Below are 18356 nucleotides of genomic sequence, written 5' to 3'. Positions count from 1 at the left end.
TATTAAGATGCGGCACCGGTTTGCGGATACGGTGGCGTAACGGACGCCATCTACGTATGGGCTCTGAGAGAGCGAGTTGCTATCTCCACTGCCCAGCTGACCGAACGCCGGGTCGCCACTATTCACGGTTTTGGCTGGGGTCATTTCGATGCTCGGTGTCCGGCAAAGAGGGAATTTTTGCTCGAAGGTAGCCAAAATGGTCTAGGAGGCCACGTGGAGCCGATCTTACGCCCGAAGCGATGAAAAGACGCTGCGGCTAATAGTTTTTTCCACGTGACCTCAGTAGGGCAATCCTCGCAGGGCGACCCGCGGCGCTTACCGACCTGATCGGCACCGAGGTGTGTGCGATGCGGGTCACAAGACGACCGACATCCCGAGCGCACTTGGCGGTTTCCGCTCTCACCGCGCAAGTGGCACCCGGATTGATGAGGAGAGCCGATTGAGTCGACTGACGAGCCACCATTGCGATTAGCAGCAGGCAGCATTTGGAGTGGCAGCTATTCTTCGACTTGCTTTCCTGACTCGCCTTCTGAACTATTCGAAATCTGTTGCATGTTTCAACAGCCACTTGGACGCCAAGTCTGCCAATCCGCGATCTAGCTTTGCCTGATACTCTACGAAGCGTGCTACCAATCGACTGTAGGTCCGCAGCCTCATCCCTTTTGGCCTTGGAGGCGGGATGTGACTTTCTGGAGCGCAATTGCTTGACAAGCGTACTCTGATTTTTGCCTTGCCGGCGTGCGCGCGATCAATCCGGTTTACGAACTGGGAGCGATAGGCAACTTTGGAGGCCCACGCATGTCGGCTAGCAAACAACGTGGTGCCCGGGGGCATCCAAGCCACTGATGCAAGTCGCCCCGTGATGGGGCAGACGAAGTACCATTGGTGACCACCGAAATTCCTGGGCTGTGCGGCAAGCTTAATCTCTTGTGAGCTGTTACCGATCCAAATTGTTAGCCAACCCTTGGCATCATCGCTGAGATCCGCGCAAATAAAGCCCGACGCTACTACACCGAAATTGGGCCGCGTCCACGTTATCGCACGCCCCGCAGAGAAGGTAGCGGAACGTACGAATCCATTTCGCACTAGCCACTGCAAATCGAGAAAAAGACCATCCTGAAGACATGCGCGTTTGCGAAGACGTGGCATTTGGGCCCTACCTATCTTACGACGTTACGATAGCCCGACGCACTCAAGAGGAAATTTCGGTGCCGCCTTCGCCAGATGCGTCGAAATATCGCCGCCTCCGACGTTTGGCGCCATATCTTTGGCTGACCGAGCTTTGCGACCATAATCAGTCGTCACCGAGATAGAGCTTTCCATCCCCTGATATGAGGGTGCACAACTCTATACCCGCCCCGTCGTTTACTTTTCCAGGTGCAAACCACAAAAGGTCAATGCGCTGAGGACTGTGCTTGACGCAAAACGCATCTTCATTGGCGCGACGGCACCATGCACACCATAGGCATTTTGATCGCACGATGGATACGGAGAAGGGCCTTGTTGCGGTACTGCGCGACGAGCAGCAGGTGGTAAGGTTCGGATGGCGGGGCCAATTGCGGGGTTAGATCCCGTGCCGTCGCGCGTATTCGGCCAGTCGCTGGTGGCGACGGTCCCTTTGCAAGCTCGGCATCGCCTTCGCAATTGCTTCCAAGCATTGTGGAAGCTCACTGGGTGCCCACGGCTGGTCAGTCAGAATGACGTCAAGCAGACGTAATGCAGCTTCGGGGAACCGCGCAGACAATCCGGACTCTTGCAGACGGTGGACAACGTAGTGAGGGTGTTCGACCGGCCGCATCCAGTCTGTGACAGCAGCGAGGGCCGAAGGAAATTCCTTGCCCGCAGCAATGCTCATTAGCGCAAGGGATTCGGCAATGCTGTCTGACGCCAGATTCCGTGACTTTGGCCAAACTTCCTGCCAAAATGGGCAGACCCGGTTTTTCCAATAGTCCTCGCGTTGTTCACCAGCGCCTTCGAGAGCTTGCGAGAGTGCTCGCGCGACTTCGTGCAGTCCCTCTTGCGGTAGTATACCAATGGCGGTCCTAAAGTCCGTTGACGTATAGCCTTCCACAGGATCCAAGGCAGCGTAGGTGAGGAATGCTGCGAATTGTCCGCCGTGTTCGCCAAGCTCCCCATAGTGATCCGCTGTGGAAAGGAACTGCGATTTAAATGCGATCAAGAGCGGACGATACAGTCTTGGAGACCAAAGGAACCCTTCCCAAGCCCCCTTGGCCTCATTCCGACTGCCTTCCCAATCGAACAAGGGTAGGAGGTGTTTTTCGGTCCAGGGCCGATCTACCCGGAACAAAGCAATCAATCGTGACGCCAACAACACGCGCCCGTGGCGGAACCTCTCGATCCGGACGTCGGACATTTGTGTGAAAAATGGCTCGATATCCTCCGGCAACAAGTCATTGTCGTTGGGGTTGCGTTTGAGCCACAGATTCAGCAGCGCCTGCGCGACATGGCCAATCGGATGATTGATGGCCTCGCTCACAGGGTCTTTGATCGGCTCGTCGTTTTCACGAATGCCGGTGTTTGGCTCAAGGGGCAACGCCTGCACGCGCCTGCAGAGATCCAGCAGGATTGCTTCATGGCGGTCGATCACCTTAGATGCCGCCTCCATCCACCAGGTGAGGCTGTGCGCGCTATCCCGCATGACAGCATCGGGCATGTTCCGCACCAGGGGTGCCGCATAGCGCCACGACCGTAGAATTCGGCTATCGTCGCTCCATGCTTGCAGGGCGTCTCTCCAGCGGTCCGCAGGCCAGACTCCTTCTTGAGCTAAGACACACAAAGCCAAGAAGCTGAGCGAGAAACGAGTGCGGCAGATCTCGGGCCAAGTGTCTTCATAGAAAAACGAATGCGTTTCCGGCCGCGGCTTCTTGAGCCATTGGACCAAGTCCACTCGTTTGCGCGGTGCGACGACGACCTGTCGGCTAGACTCGTAGTCCGGGTCGCCAGTTCCACTCATCCAATGTGTGAACTCGTCACGTTCGTTGCTAGCCAAACGCCGTCGAGGTTCTTCCGCTGCTAGCTCGTCGGCGCGTTGGGAGGCATCGTCCCCTAGCTGACCGCCACTGGCGCGCAGTTTGGCGAGGCGCAGCCAAATCCCATCATCCACCAGCGCTTGCCAATCCTCAGGTTCGAGCTCTGCCCGGTACATCCGTCGTGGCGGGCCGGCCATGATCGCCGCTTCCAGCGAGGCTCTGCCGGATGGCGAGAGATTCGCTCCTTGCAATACCAGCAAACGCATAGTTTCGCGCTGCGTGTCTATAGACCACAGCCACCAACCGTCGTCCCGCACCAGCCAATTAACCCACTGCTCGGAATCGATGCAGTCGTTCTGGCTGGCTGCAAACAAGGCCAGTCGCTTGAATGTCGGGAACGGTATTTCGAACCAACCTAACGCGATCTGATTCGCGCGCTCGCGGGCGCTTGCCCGTGTCGCAAGCCACGCATCGCGTAGGAGCTCGATCAGCGTTACCCAGTCACGGAAGCCCCTGTTTTGCCAGTGTGGGCTGATCGATGGCATATCCCAGTGTGAGCGATCGTTGCGATCATCAGCATCGCCCAACTCGCGCAGCAGATCCAATGCGTCGCGCAGCAACTGCTGAATGTCATCCAGCAGCACCGGCAACGCCGTGAGCCAGCGTTTGTCCGACAGCTCGCGAATTGAAGTGTGCACATGATCGGCGGTCAGCACCAATTCCCAATCCACGAGTTGCCGGATGCGCGTGGGCTCGTCAGCGGCTTCTTCCTGTGCACCCCAGCGAAACGGCTTTTTCAAAATCAGCTTGGGCGAGAGTAACTCGCGCAATTCGATCCGCAGAGAAGCTGTCAGTCCTTCGCGCTTGAGTCGATCCTTCCAGCGGTAGAGGTCGAGATCACGAGATGGCGACTTGACGCGCCCAGTGAGCAACAGGCGCCATAACGTTTGCATTAGGGGCCCTGGAATGGCGTTGGGCGCGTTGGAGCGGATTTCATCGAGCTCGGTTGTTTTCTCTTCGCGTGCCAAGCGTGCGAAGAGATCCAGCCGCTGCTCGATCAGCCACGTCCAGCGCTCGTGCAATTGTGCGCCGCGATCGGCCAACCAGATGATCAATGCCGGATCATTCAAATGTCGCGCCAGCCAGCGGGCCAGTTGGAACATCACGTGGTCCCAGTCGCTTCCGCCGGTACCGTGCGAAGCCAGTGACATCCACGGCGCACGTCGATACGGTGCAGGGCGTGCGATCAGGCTGAACCGCAGCTTTTCGTCGATATCGGCGAGCGGGGAAACGCCGAAGCGATTCAGGTCGCTATGGAGGTATCGTGCATCCGAGAACGCCTCTAGCCAATCGAGCGCGGGCACTGGATTGAATTCCGCGAAGCGCTTCGCAGGCATCCCGGATTCATGGGACAGAGCCCAAAGCATTCGGCCGACAAAATCATCCTGTCGGGTGCTGCCGGACGGCCGCGTCAGGGCGTAGTCCACGACGATACGCTCTTTGCCGAGGATGCCATCGCGATACGTATTCGCCCAGGCTTTCAAGGTATCATGCAATGCCGAGTGATCGCGGCCATCAGCCGGCACATGGTACAGGATAGGCGTGACGCCCTTGGCCTTCCATTCGTTCGTCTTGGCGTGCTCCCGTCCGGGCTTGCATTCGCCCAGTGCGTAGGCCTGCAGATTAAACTCACCCTGCATCCGGTCGGCTGCCAGCGCATCCATCATGTAGCGCATGACCGGATCGTTGATGCTGTAACCGACGAAGCAGACGAGGTAGTTCCGAAAGAGTTCGCTGACGAAACGTGCCGCCCAACGTTCGGTCAGGTAAGCGAGGCCAAAATCCCCGCTGGTCAGCACCAGTCGGTTGAGCGCACTGCCGTCCAGTTTATCAGGTAGCAACCCGTGCAGATAGACCAGCCCGTCCCAACGACTGTTTTTCGGGATAGGCAGCATCGGGGCCGCGTAAGACCGGAAGGCCTTTCCGGGTCGTTTTCCAACTCGCTCGAAAATACGGTCAAAGTTGGTCGTCACGAGGCGAAGAGAGCCCTGGCGACAGCGAGCGAGCTCCAGCAGGGCCCCATGCGTATCAGTGGCGCCCTTGCGACGCCACTTGGGCTTCAAGGCTTCTGCCAGCTTCTGACGAACAGTGGTGCGCTGGCCGGGGATGCGGTGTTCCAGAAGGTCCAGCGTTGTATCGAATTGACCGCGATCGTAGGCATCCTGCTCAATGTCCAAACGCGATGTCCCGGCGAGCCTGTAGATGTCGTCCACAAGTCCGCCAAAGCCCGGCAGGCCGGCGGGGTAGGAAATACCCGCGCCACAGAAGAACACCACGCGGCCTTCTTCGTGTGCTTGCAAGAGGGGATCGGGGATATCGGGGCCGTTGGCGACAAATTGCATGGTTAGGCTGAACTAGGCGGGGTTTGGCAGATGCCACCTAAGATTGTTTGTGTTCTTGGCCCAAGTCGCCGCCGATCCGCGCGGCGGCCAAAACTCGAAGCTTCTCAATTCCGACAAGATAGATGATTCCGCCAGAATTCGTTACAGCGGTGAGGGCGTCTGCAGCCGAAGGTATCGTTCTTCGTGCATCGAAGCGAGATAATCTGGACCCAAACTTGGACCCAAACCGAGCGAAACACGATGTTACGCTCCAGCACTAAGCGGTTCTCCGCCCGGGAATAATTCGTTGCAAACACTACAGAACGAGACAGGTTGAAATTGGGCGGTACGACTACCTGCGCATTTCAAGACCGGTGCCTTAAACCACTCGGCCACCCTTCCAGACCTTGAAATTGCTTAGCATTTTGTCTCGGCAAAGTGAACATTTCGAGACCCTGCTACCGATTTGCTACTCGACGTCGTCGGCGCGCCTGTTTATGGCCCCGCGCATCACTCCGTCAACCGCCGCGGCGGCTTCTTCCTGCATGTTCGGCATCAGGTGGCTGTAGAGCGGCTTCTATGCACGGACCAGAGATTGGCGTACTGAAAATGCTGCGCATCCATGGGCGTCTTTGCTCCCCGGCAGTCACGTCTGCCGCGGCGCTTCGCCCGGTGAAAAGCTAGCGTGACGCCCAAATGGGAGGATCCTATGAAGGCAGCATTCTTGGCATTATCGCTGGTTGGCCAGCCTATACCGATTTCAGACAGTGTTCCTAACTATGACGTTGCGGCGCTTTGCGCGGATGTTTCCGCCGACGACAAGGCGTCGGGACTTTCCCCTGATGCCAGCAAATGTGTGACGGACGAAACGGCTGCGCGGCAACAGTTGGGCTCGATCTGGCAAACCTTTCCGGCCGGACCGCGTGAAACATGCGAAATCCTGGCGGGGGCAGGGGTGCAAAGCTATGTCGAACTCCTCACCTGCCTTCAAATGAATAACTGGGACTCGCCATCGGCATCAGCCCCCGCGCTGAGGCGCAAGCAGGATTCCAAAGCGCTGGGAAATTGAGTTTCCAGGCTTCTGCAAAAATGCCCGACGGGACACTCGGCCTGACGATTGGCGACCGCTAAGCCGCTGCGAGTATCGCAAACTCTCGGTTCATCGCCAATAACGGCGCGACAAGTCCAGGCATTGTCGGACCCAATATCCGTTCACATGGATCAATTGGCATGTGCTCGGCGGCGGCTCTTTGATGATTGGGTAGCCGTGGATGTCGATATTCGTGGGGGCGGTGACGCCTCGCCAGAATACAGCGTCGGCGGGCGAAGAACCGAGAGCGAATAGGGCTGTGATGGCGAGGCCGCTGAAAAGGATTCTGCGCATAAATCTGTTTCCGGGCTGATCAACGCGGCGAAGGGTACTCCCTTGGCCAAGAGGAGCAAGTCCCATCCACTGTCTTCAGTTGAACGACCAGCGCACAACGCCGCCCGTTTAAAATGCACACGGACGGCGTTGGCTCTAGCCCCAGGATGTAAAGTGCAAAATCCTGACGAATGAAAACCCCAGAGACGCGCGATCGTTTCCTACCTCGGAAGGGGTAGCTTGGCCGGCCTCACTGTTTCACTGCCCGCATTGCTTCATCGCCGGCTGGCGACATGCACGATTGATGCTGCACTCGGCTGTAGTGGTCCCGCGACAGCCCAAACGGCAATCCCGATCAACAGCGCCACGAATACCGTGCTTGCGGCGACGCTTTCGCTCTTCATCTCGGCTTCCTCGGCGCGCCAGCCGGCGCTTAAAAAAAACTACGCCACCGGGCTCGAAATGCTCTGTCCCGATGGCGCCATGTTCTTCCAGCCCTGGGCCTTTGAAATTCCCCAGTGGCCAAAACCTAGCAATGATCAAACCGGTGAACTGTTGCTTGGCTCACACAAATCGAAAAGAGAGGCTGACGCCAGGGCTGCATCGCCAGCCCCTCCGAAACGTGACCGTACGCTACTGTCGTCCCCAACGGTCCCGTCCCTTCGAGAAGCGTGGGCCGAGCGGGTTGCCAATTTGCTAACGGATGGCTGTGTTCACGGGAAGGTTATCAGTGCATCGCATCGAAGCCGTGACACATCGCTGCGTCGCTCTTCGTTTTCTGCGCAACGTTTCAACATCAATTCGTGACGTCGGTCGGCGCGAGACGGTCAATCCAGGCGTCGCGACGTTGACAGCGCGCACCAGCCGAACCCTTGGCATGTCGGGGAAGGTCATCGTGTGAGGCATCAAGCCTCGCGGCCGGGCGCTTGCCCGAGCGCGGAACGTTTCAGCTGAGCGCGAAGGCCAGCAGGCTGGAGCACAGCAGCACGAGGCTCGCTGCGGTCAGGGTGAGAAACCCGTCGGAGACCAAATCGTGACTACGCATGATACACCTGCCTATGGGTTCGATGCTCGTCCGAATTAATTAAAGCTTTCCGAACAGTCTTCCTGTTGAGTCCAGCTCCTGGAAAGGGGCGACGCGCCTTTCCACTTCAACGGGCCGTCAGGCCCGGTACAGATAGCCTTCCACGGCGTGAGCCAAGAAGATGGCTGCACTCACCAGGCCCATAACCGCCGTAACCGTCTCGATCATCGCAAACTTCCTTTGCGCCCCACACGCGAGAGAAAACGATTGCGGGCTTGCACAGTCAAAAAGATTCAATTGTCGGAATCGTAGATGGGCCAGCACTGATGATTTGCTGCAACAGTGTGTCTGATAGCGGGACAGGCGAGGTCAGTAGATCAACGGAGGGCCCGCAACAGACCATTCACCAAGGGGCGCTAGCTTGACGGCTCTCCCCATTTCCGCCGTGTTCCGGTTGCGTTATCGTCATCGTCTGGTGCGGAAGGTGGGCCGTATCGCGTGGGGATGTGACCGTGATGCCTCGGTAGGCGCCGGTCCGACAGAATGGTACTTGGGGCAGATGGGGATTAGACGGCCAGATTCGTTCGTCCGGACGGCGCGCAGCGCCGCTGCGGTGGCCACGTGCCTCGTCCTTGCCAACTGCGCCTCGTCGAACAAGTTCGCCAGCCGCGTCGATCCCAAATACGGGGTGTCTTCGAGCCCGCGCGTGGTGGCGCTCGGCGACCCCGTGCCGAAGGGCGGCGGCACCTACCGTATCGGCAAGCCCTATGTCGTCGCCGGCCGCACCTATGTGCCGGAGGAAAACGAGAACTATCGCGCCGAGGGCATGGCGTCCTGGTACGGCGACGATTTCCATGGCCGCCTGACCGCCAATGGCGAGGTATTCGACATGGGCTCGCTCACGGCGGCCCATCCGACCCTGCCGATGCCGAGCTACGCCCGTGTCACCAATCTGAGCAACGGCCGGTCGCTGGTCGTCCGCGTCAATGACCGCGGGCCGTACCACGGTAATCGCCTCATAGACGTCTCGAACAAAGCCGCCGAACTACTTGAATTTAAAGGAAATGGTGTCGCGCGCGTCCGCGTCGAATATGTCGGCCGGGCGCCGCTCGAGGGTTCCGACGACCGCCAGCTGATGGCGACCCTGCGCACCGGCACGCCGGCGCCGTCCCCCTCGATGGTCCGGGTCGCCTCGGCGCGGTCGTTCGTGCCCGAGATGTCGTCCTCGGCCGGCCGGATCCGCGGCGAGGTTCCGCTCCCGGAGGGAAGGCCGTACAGCCTCGGCAACACTTCCGCCGACTATGCCTCGATCAATGCGACCTCCGAAATGTCCGCCTCCAGCCGGTCCCGCTCGCGCGGCCGCGCGCTGAACAATCCCCGGGAAGTCTCCTACGAGAACGACGAGCGCTATGCCGCCAGCCCGGCGCCGGCGGCGGCCTACATGCCGATCGATGCGCGCGGTCCGGCTGAGGTGCTGAGCGGACGCGGCCTCTACTGAATCAGGCTGCCCGTCAGGTGCTTGGCCTGATCACTTGAGAAACGCAATCAGCGCCGAATTGACTTCGTCCGGGCGCTCCTGCTGGATCCAGTGACCGGCGCCTTCAATGATCAGCTTCTGCTTGAGGTCGGGCAGGACGCGCTCCATGTCGGCGACCCGCTTGGCGCCGATCAGCCCGGTGATCACCGAATCCTTCGACCCGGCGATGAACAGCGAGGGCTGCCGGATCTGGGCGTCCTGCCAAGGCGCGGTCAGCTCCCAGTTGCGGTCGAGGTTGCGGTACCAGTTCAATCCGCCGCGGAAGCCAGACCGCTGGTAGTTGTCGGCGAATTCGGCGATGTCGGCTTCCGTCAGCCAATCGGGCAATGGCTTGCCGCCCGGCAGGTTGCCTAGAAAGCCCTTCGCTTCGTCAACGAACATCGAGCTCGGATCGGACACGCCGCGCCCCAGCACAAGCCGCATGGTGTGGGCGACGTCGCGCTCGAACTCGGCCTCGGCCACGCCCGGCGGCTGGAAGTACTGCCAGTAGAAGTTGGTGACGCCGCTTTCGCGCAGCGTCTCGAGCGGACGGCCGCGGCCGCGGAATGGCGGCGGCACGCTGAGCCCGGCGACCTTGGTGAAGATATCCGGCCGGAACATTGCCGCATGCCAGGCCACCGGCGCACCCCAATCGTGCCCGACGATGACAGCCTGCTTTTCGCCGAGCGCCGCGACCAGCGCGACCATGTCGCCGACGGTGTCGAAGATCGAATAGGCGCCGACGTCCGCCGGCGCGGTGGTGCGGCCGAAGCCGCGCATGTCGGGGGCGACGACACGAAAGCCGGCCGCGGCGAGCGCGGAGATCTGATGCCGCCATGAATAGGACAGTTCCGGCCAGCCGTGGCAGAGCACCACCAGCGGGCCTTGCCCGGCCTCGCGGATGAACATGTCGATACCGTTGGCGGAGATCATGCGGGAGGAGGACATCGCGTTTCCGCCTTGTTTGCCGGTTCTGTTGCACACGTCTTTGCTGGAAGACTACGGGCGTTTGCGTCACCCAGCAATCGCGGCGCTCGTGGACAAGCGCAAAAACCTCAGTTGTTTGCGGTACTTCCACCTGATAGAACGCAGCCTTTCAGGACATCGCCGATGGCAGCAGAGACCGCATTTCCCCGCACGTTCGCCGCTCGCGCCGGGCGGAGCGGACGCGGCTTGATCGCAGCAATCGTCGCGCTGGCGATCGGCTGCAGCGGAGCGGTCTACGCCGCCAACAACAGCGTCCAGGGCGCCAAGAAGGAAGAGGGCGGCTTCGACGGCGATGCCCCGACCGCGATCCTGGTCGAGGCCTCCAGCGGCAGCGTCCTGTTCGAGAAGAACGCCGACGAGCTGCGCGCGCCATCCAGCATGATGAAGCTGATGACGGCCGAGGTGGTGTTCAACGCCATCAAGAAGGGCGACATCAAGCTCACCGACGAGTACCGGATCAGCGAGAACGCCTGGCGGCGGGGCGGCGCGCCGTCCGGAACCTCGACAATGTTCGCGGCCATCAACAGCAAGGTCTCGGTCGACGACCTCCTGCATGGCGCGATCATCCCGAGCGGCAACGACGCCTGTATCGCGCTGGCCGAAGGCATCGCCGGCAATGAATACACCTTCGCAACCGACTTCATGACCAAGCGCGCCCGCGAGCTCGGCCTGACCAAATCCACCTTCGGCAATTCCAACGGATTGCCCGACCCCCGCAACAAGATGACGGTGCGGGAGCTCGCGGTGCTGGCCCGCCAGCTGATCCTGACCTACCCGGACATGTACAAGCTGTTCGGCGAGAAGGAATTCACCTGGAACAAGATCCGCCAGCAGAACCGCAATCCGCTGCTCAACGCCCTGCCAGGCGCCGACGGGCTGAAGACCGGCTACACCAAGGAGGGCGGCTACGGCATGGTCGGCTCTGCGGTGCAGAACGACACGCGGCTGATCGTGGTGGTCAACGGGCTCGAGGATTCCGAGGACCGCGCAACTGAGGCCAAGAAGATGCTGGAATGGGGTTTCCGCAGCTTCGAGACGCGAACCCTGATCGCAGCCAACCAGCCGGTCGGTTACGCCCGGGTGTTCGGTGGCGACAGCGGCTCGGTCCAACTCGTCAGCCCAGATCCGATCAAGGTCATGGTGTCGAAGAACGGCAACGACAAGCTGCTCGCGCGCGTCGTCTATAGCGGCCCGGTCAAGGCACCGATCACGGCAGGTCAAAGGATCGGCGTGGTCAGGGTCTGGCGTGGCGGCAATGTCGCGATGGAGACGCCGGTCTATGCCGCCGAGTCCATCGGCACGGGATCGACGATGCGCCGCGCGTTCGACGGCGTCCGCGAGCTCGTCATCGGCATGTTCCGCGCCGGCGTCGCGAAGCTCTGACATGACTGATACAGCAGTCCAAGTGCCCAGCCTGCGCGGTCGCTTCATCACCTTCGAGGGCGGTGAGGGGTCGGGGAAGTCGACCCAGATCCGCAAGCTCGCCGAGCGGCTCGATGCCGTCAAGCTGCGAGCGATCGTGACCCGCGAGCCCGGCGGCTCGCCGGGAGCGGAGATCATCCGCCATCTCGTGCTGTCGGGCATGGGCAAGCTGCTCGGGCCGGATGCCGAGACGCTGCTGTTCGCCGCCGCGCGCGACGACCATGTCCGCACCGTGATCCTGCCGGCGCTCAATCAAGGCATCTGGGTGCTGTGCGATCGCTTCTTCGATTCGACGCGCGCCTATCAGGGCCAGCTCGGGCAGGTGCTGCCCGGCCTCGTCAACGCCATGCAGCGGGTGACGATCGGCGATCTCAAGCCGGATCTGACCTTCATCCTCGACGTGCCGGTCGAGGTCGGCCTGCAGCGGGCCGCGGCGCGCCGCGGCAATGCCGCAGCGGACCGCTTCGAGGCTGAGGACGTCAAGTTCCACCAGGATTTGCGCGATGCCTACCGGCAGATCGCGGCCGGCGACCCGCAGCGCTGCGTGCTGATCGACGCTGCCGCCGACCAGGATACGGTCTCGGCCACGATATGGAGCGCGCTGCGCGAGCATTTGCGCACGACTATGACGACGGCGAGCCCGGCATGAGCGCGCGCAAGGTCGAACAGGAGATCGCGATCCGGCATCCGCGCGAGGCATCCGATTTGTTCGGGCATCGCGAGGCGGAAGCCACGTTGCTCGATGCCTATCGCAGCGGGCGGATTCCGCATGCCTGGCTGATCGGCGGCGCGCAGGGCATCGGCAAGGCGACGCTGGCCTATCGCATGGCGCGCTTCGTGCTGGCGTTCCGCAATCCGCTTTCATCGCAGGTCCAGCAGGCGCCGACACTGCGGGTCGATCCCGCCGATCCGGTGGCGCGGCAGATCACCGCCGGTGCGCATGGCGGGCTCTTGGTGCTGGAGCGCGGCCTCAACGATCGCGGCGTGATGCGCACGGTGATCACGGTCGACGAAACGCGGGAGACGATCTCGTTCTTCGGCTCGACTGCGGCGGTCGACGGCTGGCGAGTCTGCATCGTAGACACCGTCGACGAACTCAATCCCAATGCCGCCAATGCACTGCTGAAAATCCTCGAGGAGCCGCCGCAGCAATCGCTTTTTCTGCTGGTCAGCCACGCGCCGTCACGGGTGCTGCCGACCATCCTGTCCCGCTGCCGGAAACTGCTGCTGCGGCCGCTCGATACGGCTGACGTGATGCGTGCGGCGACCGCCGCGACCGGCATCGGGGCCGATGATCCGGCCCTGGTCGAAGCCGCTGCGGCCTCCGAAGGCAGCGTGGGCAGGGCGCTGTCGCTGCTCGGCGGCGACGCGCTCAAGCTGCAACAGCGCACGGCGGCACTGCTCGCGACGCTGCCGAACGTCGATCCGCGCGAGCTTCACGCGCTCGGCGACGCGCTCGGCATCAGCGACCGCGTCGCGCTCGCCGCCTTCATCGACGGTATCGATCGCTGGATGAGCGAGCGCCTGCGCAGCGGCGACGTCAATGCCGATCTGCCGCGCCTTGCACGGCTGGCGGAGGTATGGGAAAAGATCGTCCGCGCCGCGCGCGATACCGAAGCCTACAATCTGGAGCGCAAGCCGCTGGTTTTCTCGGTGTTTTCGATGCTCGCCGATGCAACCCGATAGACGCCCAGTCTGAAAACACATCTGTCTGATGACACTCCCGACAATCTGGTTTCGATCTGAAGGATTTTGTGGTGGCCAAGAAGGCTAAGAAGAAATCGTCCAAGAAAGAGGACAAGAAAGCGAAGAAGGCCGGGAAGGGCGCCGGAAAGCAGGCGGCTGCCAAGACGCGCGCGACCGGGTCCAAGAGCGCTGTGAAGGCGAAGGCCGGCAAGAAAGCTGCCAGGAAAACTGCTAAGAAAGCTGCGAAGAAGTCGGGCAACAAGCCCGCGGCGAACAAAGCCGGCCGCAACGTCGCCAAGAAGGTAACGAAAAAAGCCGCCAAGAAAGGCGCTCCGAAGGCCAAGGCCAAAGCGCCGGTTGCGACGGCTCCAGTCGTCGAGAAGGCACCGCTTCCCAAAAAGGTTTCCAAGGCTCCAGCCGCAAAGCCGGCAACGGCACCGAAGCAGCCCAAGCCCGTCGCGGCTGCGCGCCCGTCTGCCCCGGCCGCGGATCGCGGCAACGTCTTCTACATCACGACCGCGATCGCCTATCCGAACGGCCAGCCGCATATCGGCCACGCCTACGAGGCGATCGCGACCGACGCGCTGGCGCGCTTCCAGCGGCTCGACGGCAAGGACGTGTTCTTCCTGACCGGCACCGACGAGCACGGCCAGAAGATGATCCAGACCGCGCAGGGCGAGGGCATGACGCCGTTCGATCTCGCGACCCGCAATGCTGCGCGCTTCAAGGAGATGGATGAGCGGCTGAACATCTCGTTCAACCGTTTCATCCGCACCTCGGAGCCTGCGCACCACAAGTCGGTGCAGGAGATCTGGCGCCGCATGCAGGACAATGGCGACATCTACATCGACGCCTATGCCGGCTGGTACTCGGTGCGCGACGAGGCCTATTACGCCGAGGACGAGACCGTCGTCGGCGAGGACAACGTTCGCCGCGGCCCGCAGGGCACGCCGGTCGAGTGGGTCGAGGAGAAGAGCTACTTCTTCCGATTGTCGGCCTATCAGGACAGGCTGCTGCATCTCTACGAGAGCCAGCCCGATTTCATCGGCCCGGACTCGCGCCGCAACGAGGTGATGAGCTTCGTGCGCGGCGGGCTGAAGGACCTGTCGATCTCGCGCACCACCTTCGACTGGGGCATCAAGGTGCCGGATGATCCGGAGCACGTGATGTATGTCTGGGTCGACGCGCTGACCAACTACATCACCGGCGTCGGCTATCCCGACGAGAGCGACAAGAACTGGCGCTACTGGCCGGCCGACGTGCACATCATCGGCAAGGACATCATCCGCTTCCACGCGGTTTACTGGCCGGCGTTCCTGATCTCGGCCGGCATTCCCGTGCAGAAGCGGGTCTATGCGCACGGCTTCCTGTTCAACAGGGGCGAGAAGATGTCGAAGTCGGTCGGCAACGTGGTCGACCCCTTCAATCTTGCCGAGCAGTACGGCGTCGACCAGGTGCGCTATTTCTTCCTGCGCGAGGTGCCGTTCGGCCAGGACGGCAACTACAATCACGAGGCCATCGTCGCCCGCATCAACGCCGACCTCGCCAACGACTTCGGCAATCTGGCGCAGCGCTCGCTGTCGATGATCGCAAAGCAACTCGGCGGCGTGCTGCCGGAGCCGGGCGAGTTCAGCGACAACGACAAGGCGATCCTGGCGCAGGCCGACGCCATGCTGGAGACCTCGCGGACCGCGATGGCGACCCAGCAGATCCATCAATGGCTCAACACGGTGTGGGCCGTGGTCGCCGAGGCCAACCGCTATTTTGCCGGCGAGGCGCCATGGGCGCTGGCAAAGACCGATCCCGCGCGACAGAAGACGGTGCTCTATGTCACCGCCGAGGTCGTCCGCCGGATCGCGATCATGGCGCAGGCCGTGATGCCGGAGTCGTGCAACAAGATGCTCGACAGCCTCGGCGTTGCCGCCGAGGCCCGCAGCTTCGCCGCGCTCGCCGAGCGGATCAAGCCGGGCACAGTGCTGCCGGCGCCGACAGGCGTGTTCCCGCGCTACGTGGAACCGAAGACCGAGTGAGCGGTTCGGACATCATGCTGGTCGACAGTCATTGCCATCTCGATTTCCCCGACTTTGCCGACGATCTCGACGGCATCGTCGGTCGTGCCGAAGCGGCCGGAATCGGCCGCATGGTCACGATCTCGACCCGGGTGAAGCGGCTCGGCGGCCTGCTTGCGATCACCGAGCGCTTTGCCGACGTCTACTGCTCCGTCGGCACCCATCCGCATCACGCCGATGAAGAGGACGGTATTGCCGCCAGCGAGCTGATCGAGCTGACGAGGCACCCCAAGGTCGTGGCGCTCGGGGAGGCGGGGCTCGATTACTTCTACGAGCACGGCTCGCGCGAGGCGCAGGAGCGCGGCTTCCGCGCCCATATCGCGGCCGCGCGCGAGACCGGCCTGCCGCTCGTCATCCACACCCGCGAGGCGGACGAGGATTGCGGCCGCATCCTGGAGGATGAGATCGCGAAGGGCCCGTTCAAGGCGGTGCTGCATTGCTACACCGGCGGACGCGAGCTTGCGATGAAGGCGATCGCGCTCGGGCTCTCGATCTCCTTCACGGGCATCCTGACCTTCAAGAAGTCGGAGGCGCTGCGCGAGTTGGCGGCCGAGTTGCCGGCCGATCGCATCATGGTCGAGACCGACGCGCCGTATCTGGCGCCCGGCAAATTCCGCGGCAAGCGCAACGAGCCGGCCTACGTCGTCGAGGTCGCCAGGGTGCTGGCGGAGACCCGCGGCGTCTCGCTGGAGGAAATCTCCCGGCAGACCACCGAAAACTTCTTCCGGCTGTTCTCAAAAGTGCCGGCGCCGAAGGTTGCTGCATGACCCTGACACTGACAATCCTGGGCTGCGGCTCATCCGCCGGCGTGCCGCGCCCGGCGCTCGGCTGGGGCGCCTGCGATCCCAACAATCCCAAGAACCGCCGCCGCCGCTGCTCGATCATGGCCGAGCGGACGACGGCCCAGGGCACCACGCGTGTCGTCATCGATACCTCGCCCGACCTGCGCGAGCAGTTGATCGACGCCGATGTCGAGCACATCGATGCGGTGTTCCTGACGCACGAGCATGCCGACCAGACCCACGGAATCGACGATCTGCGCTCGGTGGTGCTGCACCAGCGCCGCCGCATCCCGGTCTACTTCAACATGTCGACCGCCAAGGACATCATGGCGCGGTTCTCCTATTGCTTCATCACGCCTGAAGGCAGCAGCTATCCGCCGATCCTGAACCGCCATGCGATCGAAGCCGGCGGAAGCCAGGCGATCGAGGGGAAGGGCGGGCCGATCGAGCTGAGTGCCTTCCTGGTCCAGCACGGTGATATCCCCGCGCTCGGCTACCGCATCGGCGATGCCGCCTACACGCCCGACCTCCACGACATCCCCGAGGAGAGTTGGCCGGCGCTTGAAGGGCTCGACCTCTGGATCGTCGACGCCTTGCGCTATGCGCCGCATCCCAGCCATTTCAGCCTCGCCGACGCGCTGTCGTGGATCGAACGCTTCAAGCCGAAGCGGGCAGTCCTCACCAACCTGCATTCCGACCTCGACTACGAGGTGCTGCGGCAGTCGCTGCCGGCCAACATCGTGCCGGCCTTTGACGGCATGCGCCTGACGCTCGATCAGGCGGACTGAAGCTCAGTTCGCCAGGGCGGACCGCGCGTGTCCGCGTCCGCCGCATGCCCGCCGTGCCGGCGATCACGCGGCTGCGCATTGACGTCTGCCGGGTTCGGGATATTGTTATGATCATAACGATATCGGGAGAGCCTGATGGCCGAAGCTGTGGCAACGCGCAATTACACCGACCGCACGCGCTATGACGCGTTGATGGACGTCGTGAAGAACCGCCTGACGACCCGGGCGTTCGATTCCAGCTATGTGATGCCGGCGGAGCATTACGACTTGATCCTGGAGGCGGCGCGGCACGCGCCCTCCGGCGCCAATGCGCAGCCGTGGCACTTCATTGCCGTCACCGACCAGGACCTGAAGAACAGGATCACCGAGTATTTCCGCGAGGAGCAGGTCGCGCGGGCCCGGCTCAAGATGAAGTTTCCGACGCCGGACTATCGCGGGCTGGCTTCGGCGCCCGGCTTCATCGTCGTCGCCAGCGACTTCCGCTGGGTCAGGGCATTCCCGGTGCTCAACGACGGCTCCGAGCTCGACAAGATGTACAAGGAGAATGCCGAGCGAATCCTGCTGCAGAGCGTGGCGGCGGCGACGATGTCGGCGCATCTCGCCGCGGCGGCGCTCGGCTATAACGTTTGGTGGGTGACCGCGATCGGGCAGGAGAAGGCGCAGCAGGCGATGAAGCCGCTGCTCGGCATCCCCGAGGAATTGTCGGTGCTCGACATCATGTGCTTCGGGCCGCCGGCGAAGCCGCCGTACAAGCGCTGGAAGAAGAGCCTCGCCGACATCAGCAACTGGAACCGGTTCGATCCCGCGCATATCATGACCGAGGCGCAGATCGATGAATGGGTCTCGACCACGCGCCACAAGGTGATGTACCGCGATGCCGAGAACGTCGACTAAGGCAGCCGCACCCGTCAGACGGCTCGCGCAGGATTACCGGCTCGAGGACCAGGTCGGCTTCCTGCTGCGCCGCGCCTATCAGCGCGCCTCGTCCAATCTGGTCGAGCGGATCGGCGCGCACGATCTGACCGCGCCGCAATTTGCGACGCTGGCGCGGCTCTACGAGCGCGGGGCGCTGTCGCAGAACCTCTTGGGACGGCTGGTGGCGATGGAACCGGCCAATATCCGCGACGTGGTGCTGCGGCTGAAGAAGCGGCGCCTCGTTACGACAGGCCGTGATCCGACCGACAGGCGGCTGATCCTGATCGATCTCACCGCCGCCGGCGTCGCGCTGGTCGAGCAGTTGATCCCGATCGAGATCGCGTGCACCGCCAAGACGCTGGCGCGGCTCGATGCCACTCAGAAGCGCCAGCTCTACGATCTGCTCGGCCGCCTCGCGGAGGACTGAGCGAGC

The 18356-nt window shown here is 62.3% G+C and carries 13 protein-coding genes; 11 read left to right on the top strand and 2 right to left on the bottom strand.

All coding sequences use genetic code 11. From position 1 onward, the window contains the following. Window positions 1-1564: 1564 nt before the first annotated feature. Window positions 1565-5392: an anti-phage defense-associated sirtuin Dsr1 gene (gene dsr1, locus JQ633_RS13515; protein ID WP_211985500.1), complete on the bottom strand. Its 3828-nt coding sequence runs from the start codon at window positions 5390-5392 to the stop codon at window positions 1565-1567. 688 nt (window positions 5393-6080) lie between these two features. Between dsr1 and JQ633_RS13510 the strand changes: the two genes are divergently transcribed. The 3 genes from JQ633_RS13510 to JQ633_RS13500 all read left to right on the top strand — a co-directional run bounded on the left by JQ633_RS13510 (window position 6081) and on the right by JQ633_RS13500 (window position 9256). Continuing rightward, window positions 6081-6440 carry a hypothetical protein gene (locus tag JQ633_RS13510; protein ID WP_211985499.1) on the top strand — a complete coding sequence of 120 codons (360 nt, stop codon included), beginning with the start codon at window positions 6081-6083 and terminating at the stop codon, window positions 6438-6440. Between the two features lie 534 nt (window positions 6441-6974). Continuing rightward, window positions 6975-7541, top strand: a complete 567-nt coding sequence (locus JQ633_RS13505; protein ID WP_211985498.1) for a hypothetical protein — start codon at window positions 6975-6977, stop codon at window positions 7539-7541. A gap of 776 nt (window positions 7542-8317) precedes the next feature. After that, entirely contained in the window at window positions 8318-9256 is a 939-nt protein-coding gene (locus JQ633_RS13500) for a septal ring lytic transglycosylase RlpA family protein (protein WP_211985497.1), read from the top strand. Between the two features lie 30 nt (window positions 9257-9286). On the opposite strand, the gene JQ633_RS13495 is transcribed toward JQ633_RS13500, so the two are convergent. Continuing rightward, the gene (locus JQ633_RS13495; RefSeq protein ID WP_211985496.1) at window positions 9287-10222 is read right to left on the bottom strand and encodes an alpha/beta fold hydrolase; all 936 of its coding nucleotides are present in this window, start codon (window positions 10220-10222) and stop codon (window positions 9287-9289) included. A gap of 162 nt (window positions 10223-10384) precedes the next feature. Between JQ633_RS13495 and JQ633_RS13490 the strand changes: the two genes are divergently transcribed. The 8 genes from JQ633_RS13490 to JQ633_RS13455 all read left to right on the top strand — a co-directional run bounded on the left by JQ633_RS13490 (window position 10385) and on the right by JQ633_RS13455 (window position 18350). Beyond that, entirely contained in the window at window positions 10385-11644 is a 1260-nt protein-coding gene (locus tag JQ633_RS13490; protein WP_211985495.1) for a D-alanyl-D-alanine carboxypeptidase family protein, read from the top strand. Window position 11645: 1 nt separating this feature from the next. Then, window positions 11646-12332: a dTMP kinase gene (gene tmk / locus JQ633_RS13485; protein ID WP_211985494.1), complete on the top strand. Its 687-nt coding sequence runs from the start codon at window positions 11646-11648 to the stop codon at window positions 12330-12332. Continuing rightward, complete coding sequence (locus JQ633_RS13480; RefSeq protein WP_211985493.1) at window positions 12329-13369, top strand: DNA polymerase III subunit delta'; 1041 nt, start codon at window positions 12329-12331, stop codon at window positions 13367-13369. The genes tmk and JQ633_RS13480 overlap by 4 nt, the downstream gene beginning before the upstream one ends. 71 nt (window positions 13370-13440) lie before the next feature. Beyond that, entirely contained in the window at window positions 13441-15399 is a 1959-nt protein-coding gene (metG, locus tag JQ633_RS13475) for a methionine--tRNA ligase (RefSeq protein ID WP_211985492.1), read from the top strand. A gap of 14 nt (window positions 15400-15413) precedes the next feature. Beyond that, window positions 15414-16205, top strand: coding sequence for a TatD family hydrolase (locus tag JQ633_RS13470; protein ID WP_211985561.1), 792 nt, complete (start codon window positions 15414-15416; stop codon window positions 16203-16205). Further along, on the top strand, window positions 16202-17008 hold the full coding sequence (locus JQ633_RS13465; RefSeq protein WP_211985491.1) for an MBL fold metallo-hydrolase: 807 nt from the start codon (window positions 16202-16204) through the stop codon (window positions 17006-17008). Before JQ633_RS13470 ends, JQ633_RS13465 begins: the two co-directional genes overlap by 4 nt. 135 nt (window positions 17009-17143) lie before the next feature. Continuing rightward, on the top strand, window positions 17144-17902 hold the full coding sequence (locus tag JQ633_RS13460) for a nitroreductase family protein (RefSeq protein WP_211985490.1): 759 nt from the start codon (window positions 17144-17146) through the stop codon (window positions 17900-17902). Continuing rightward, a complete protein-coding gene (locus JQ633_RS13455; RefSeq protein WP_211985489.1) occupies window positions 17883-18350 on the top strand; it encodes a MarR family winged helix-turn-helix transcriptional regulator in 468 nt (155 codons plus the stop codon). The genes JQ633_RS13460 and JQ633_RS13455 overlap by 20 nt, the downstream gene beginning before the upstream one ends. Window positions 18351-18356 lie beyond the last annotated feature (6 nt).

This window comes from Bradyrhizobium tropiciagri, assembly GCF_018130505.1.
Lineage (GTDB): Bacteria > Pseudomonadota > Alphaproteobacteria > Rhizobiales > Xanthobacteraceae > Bradyrhizobium > Bradyrhizobium tropiciagri_B.
The sequence above is the reverse complement of the archived record's forward strand: the minus strand, read 5'-3'. Positions and strand labels throughout refer to the sequence as shown.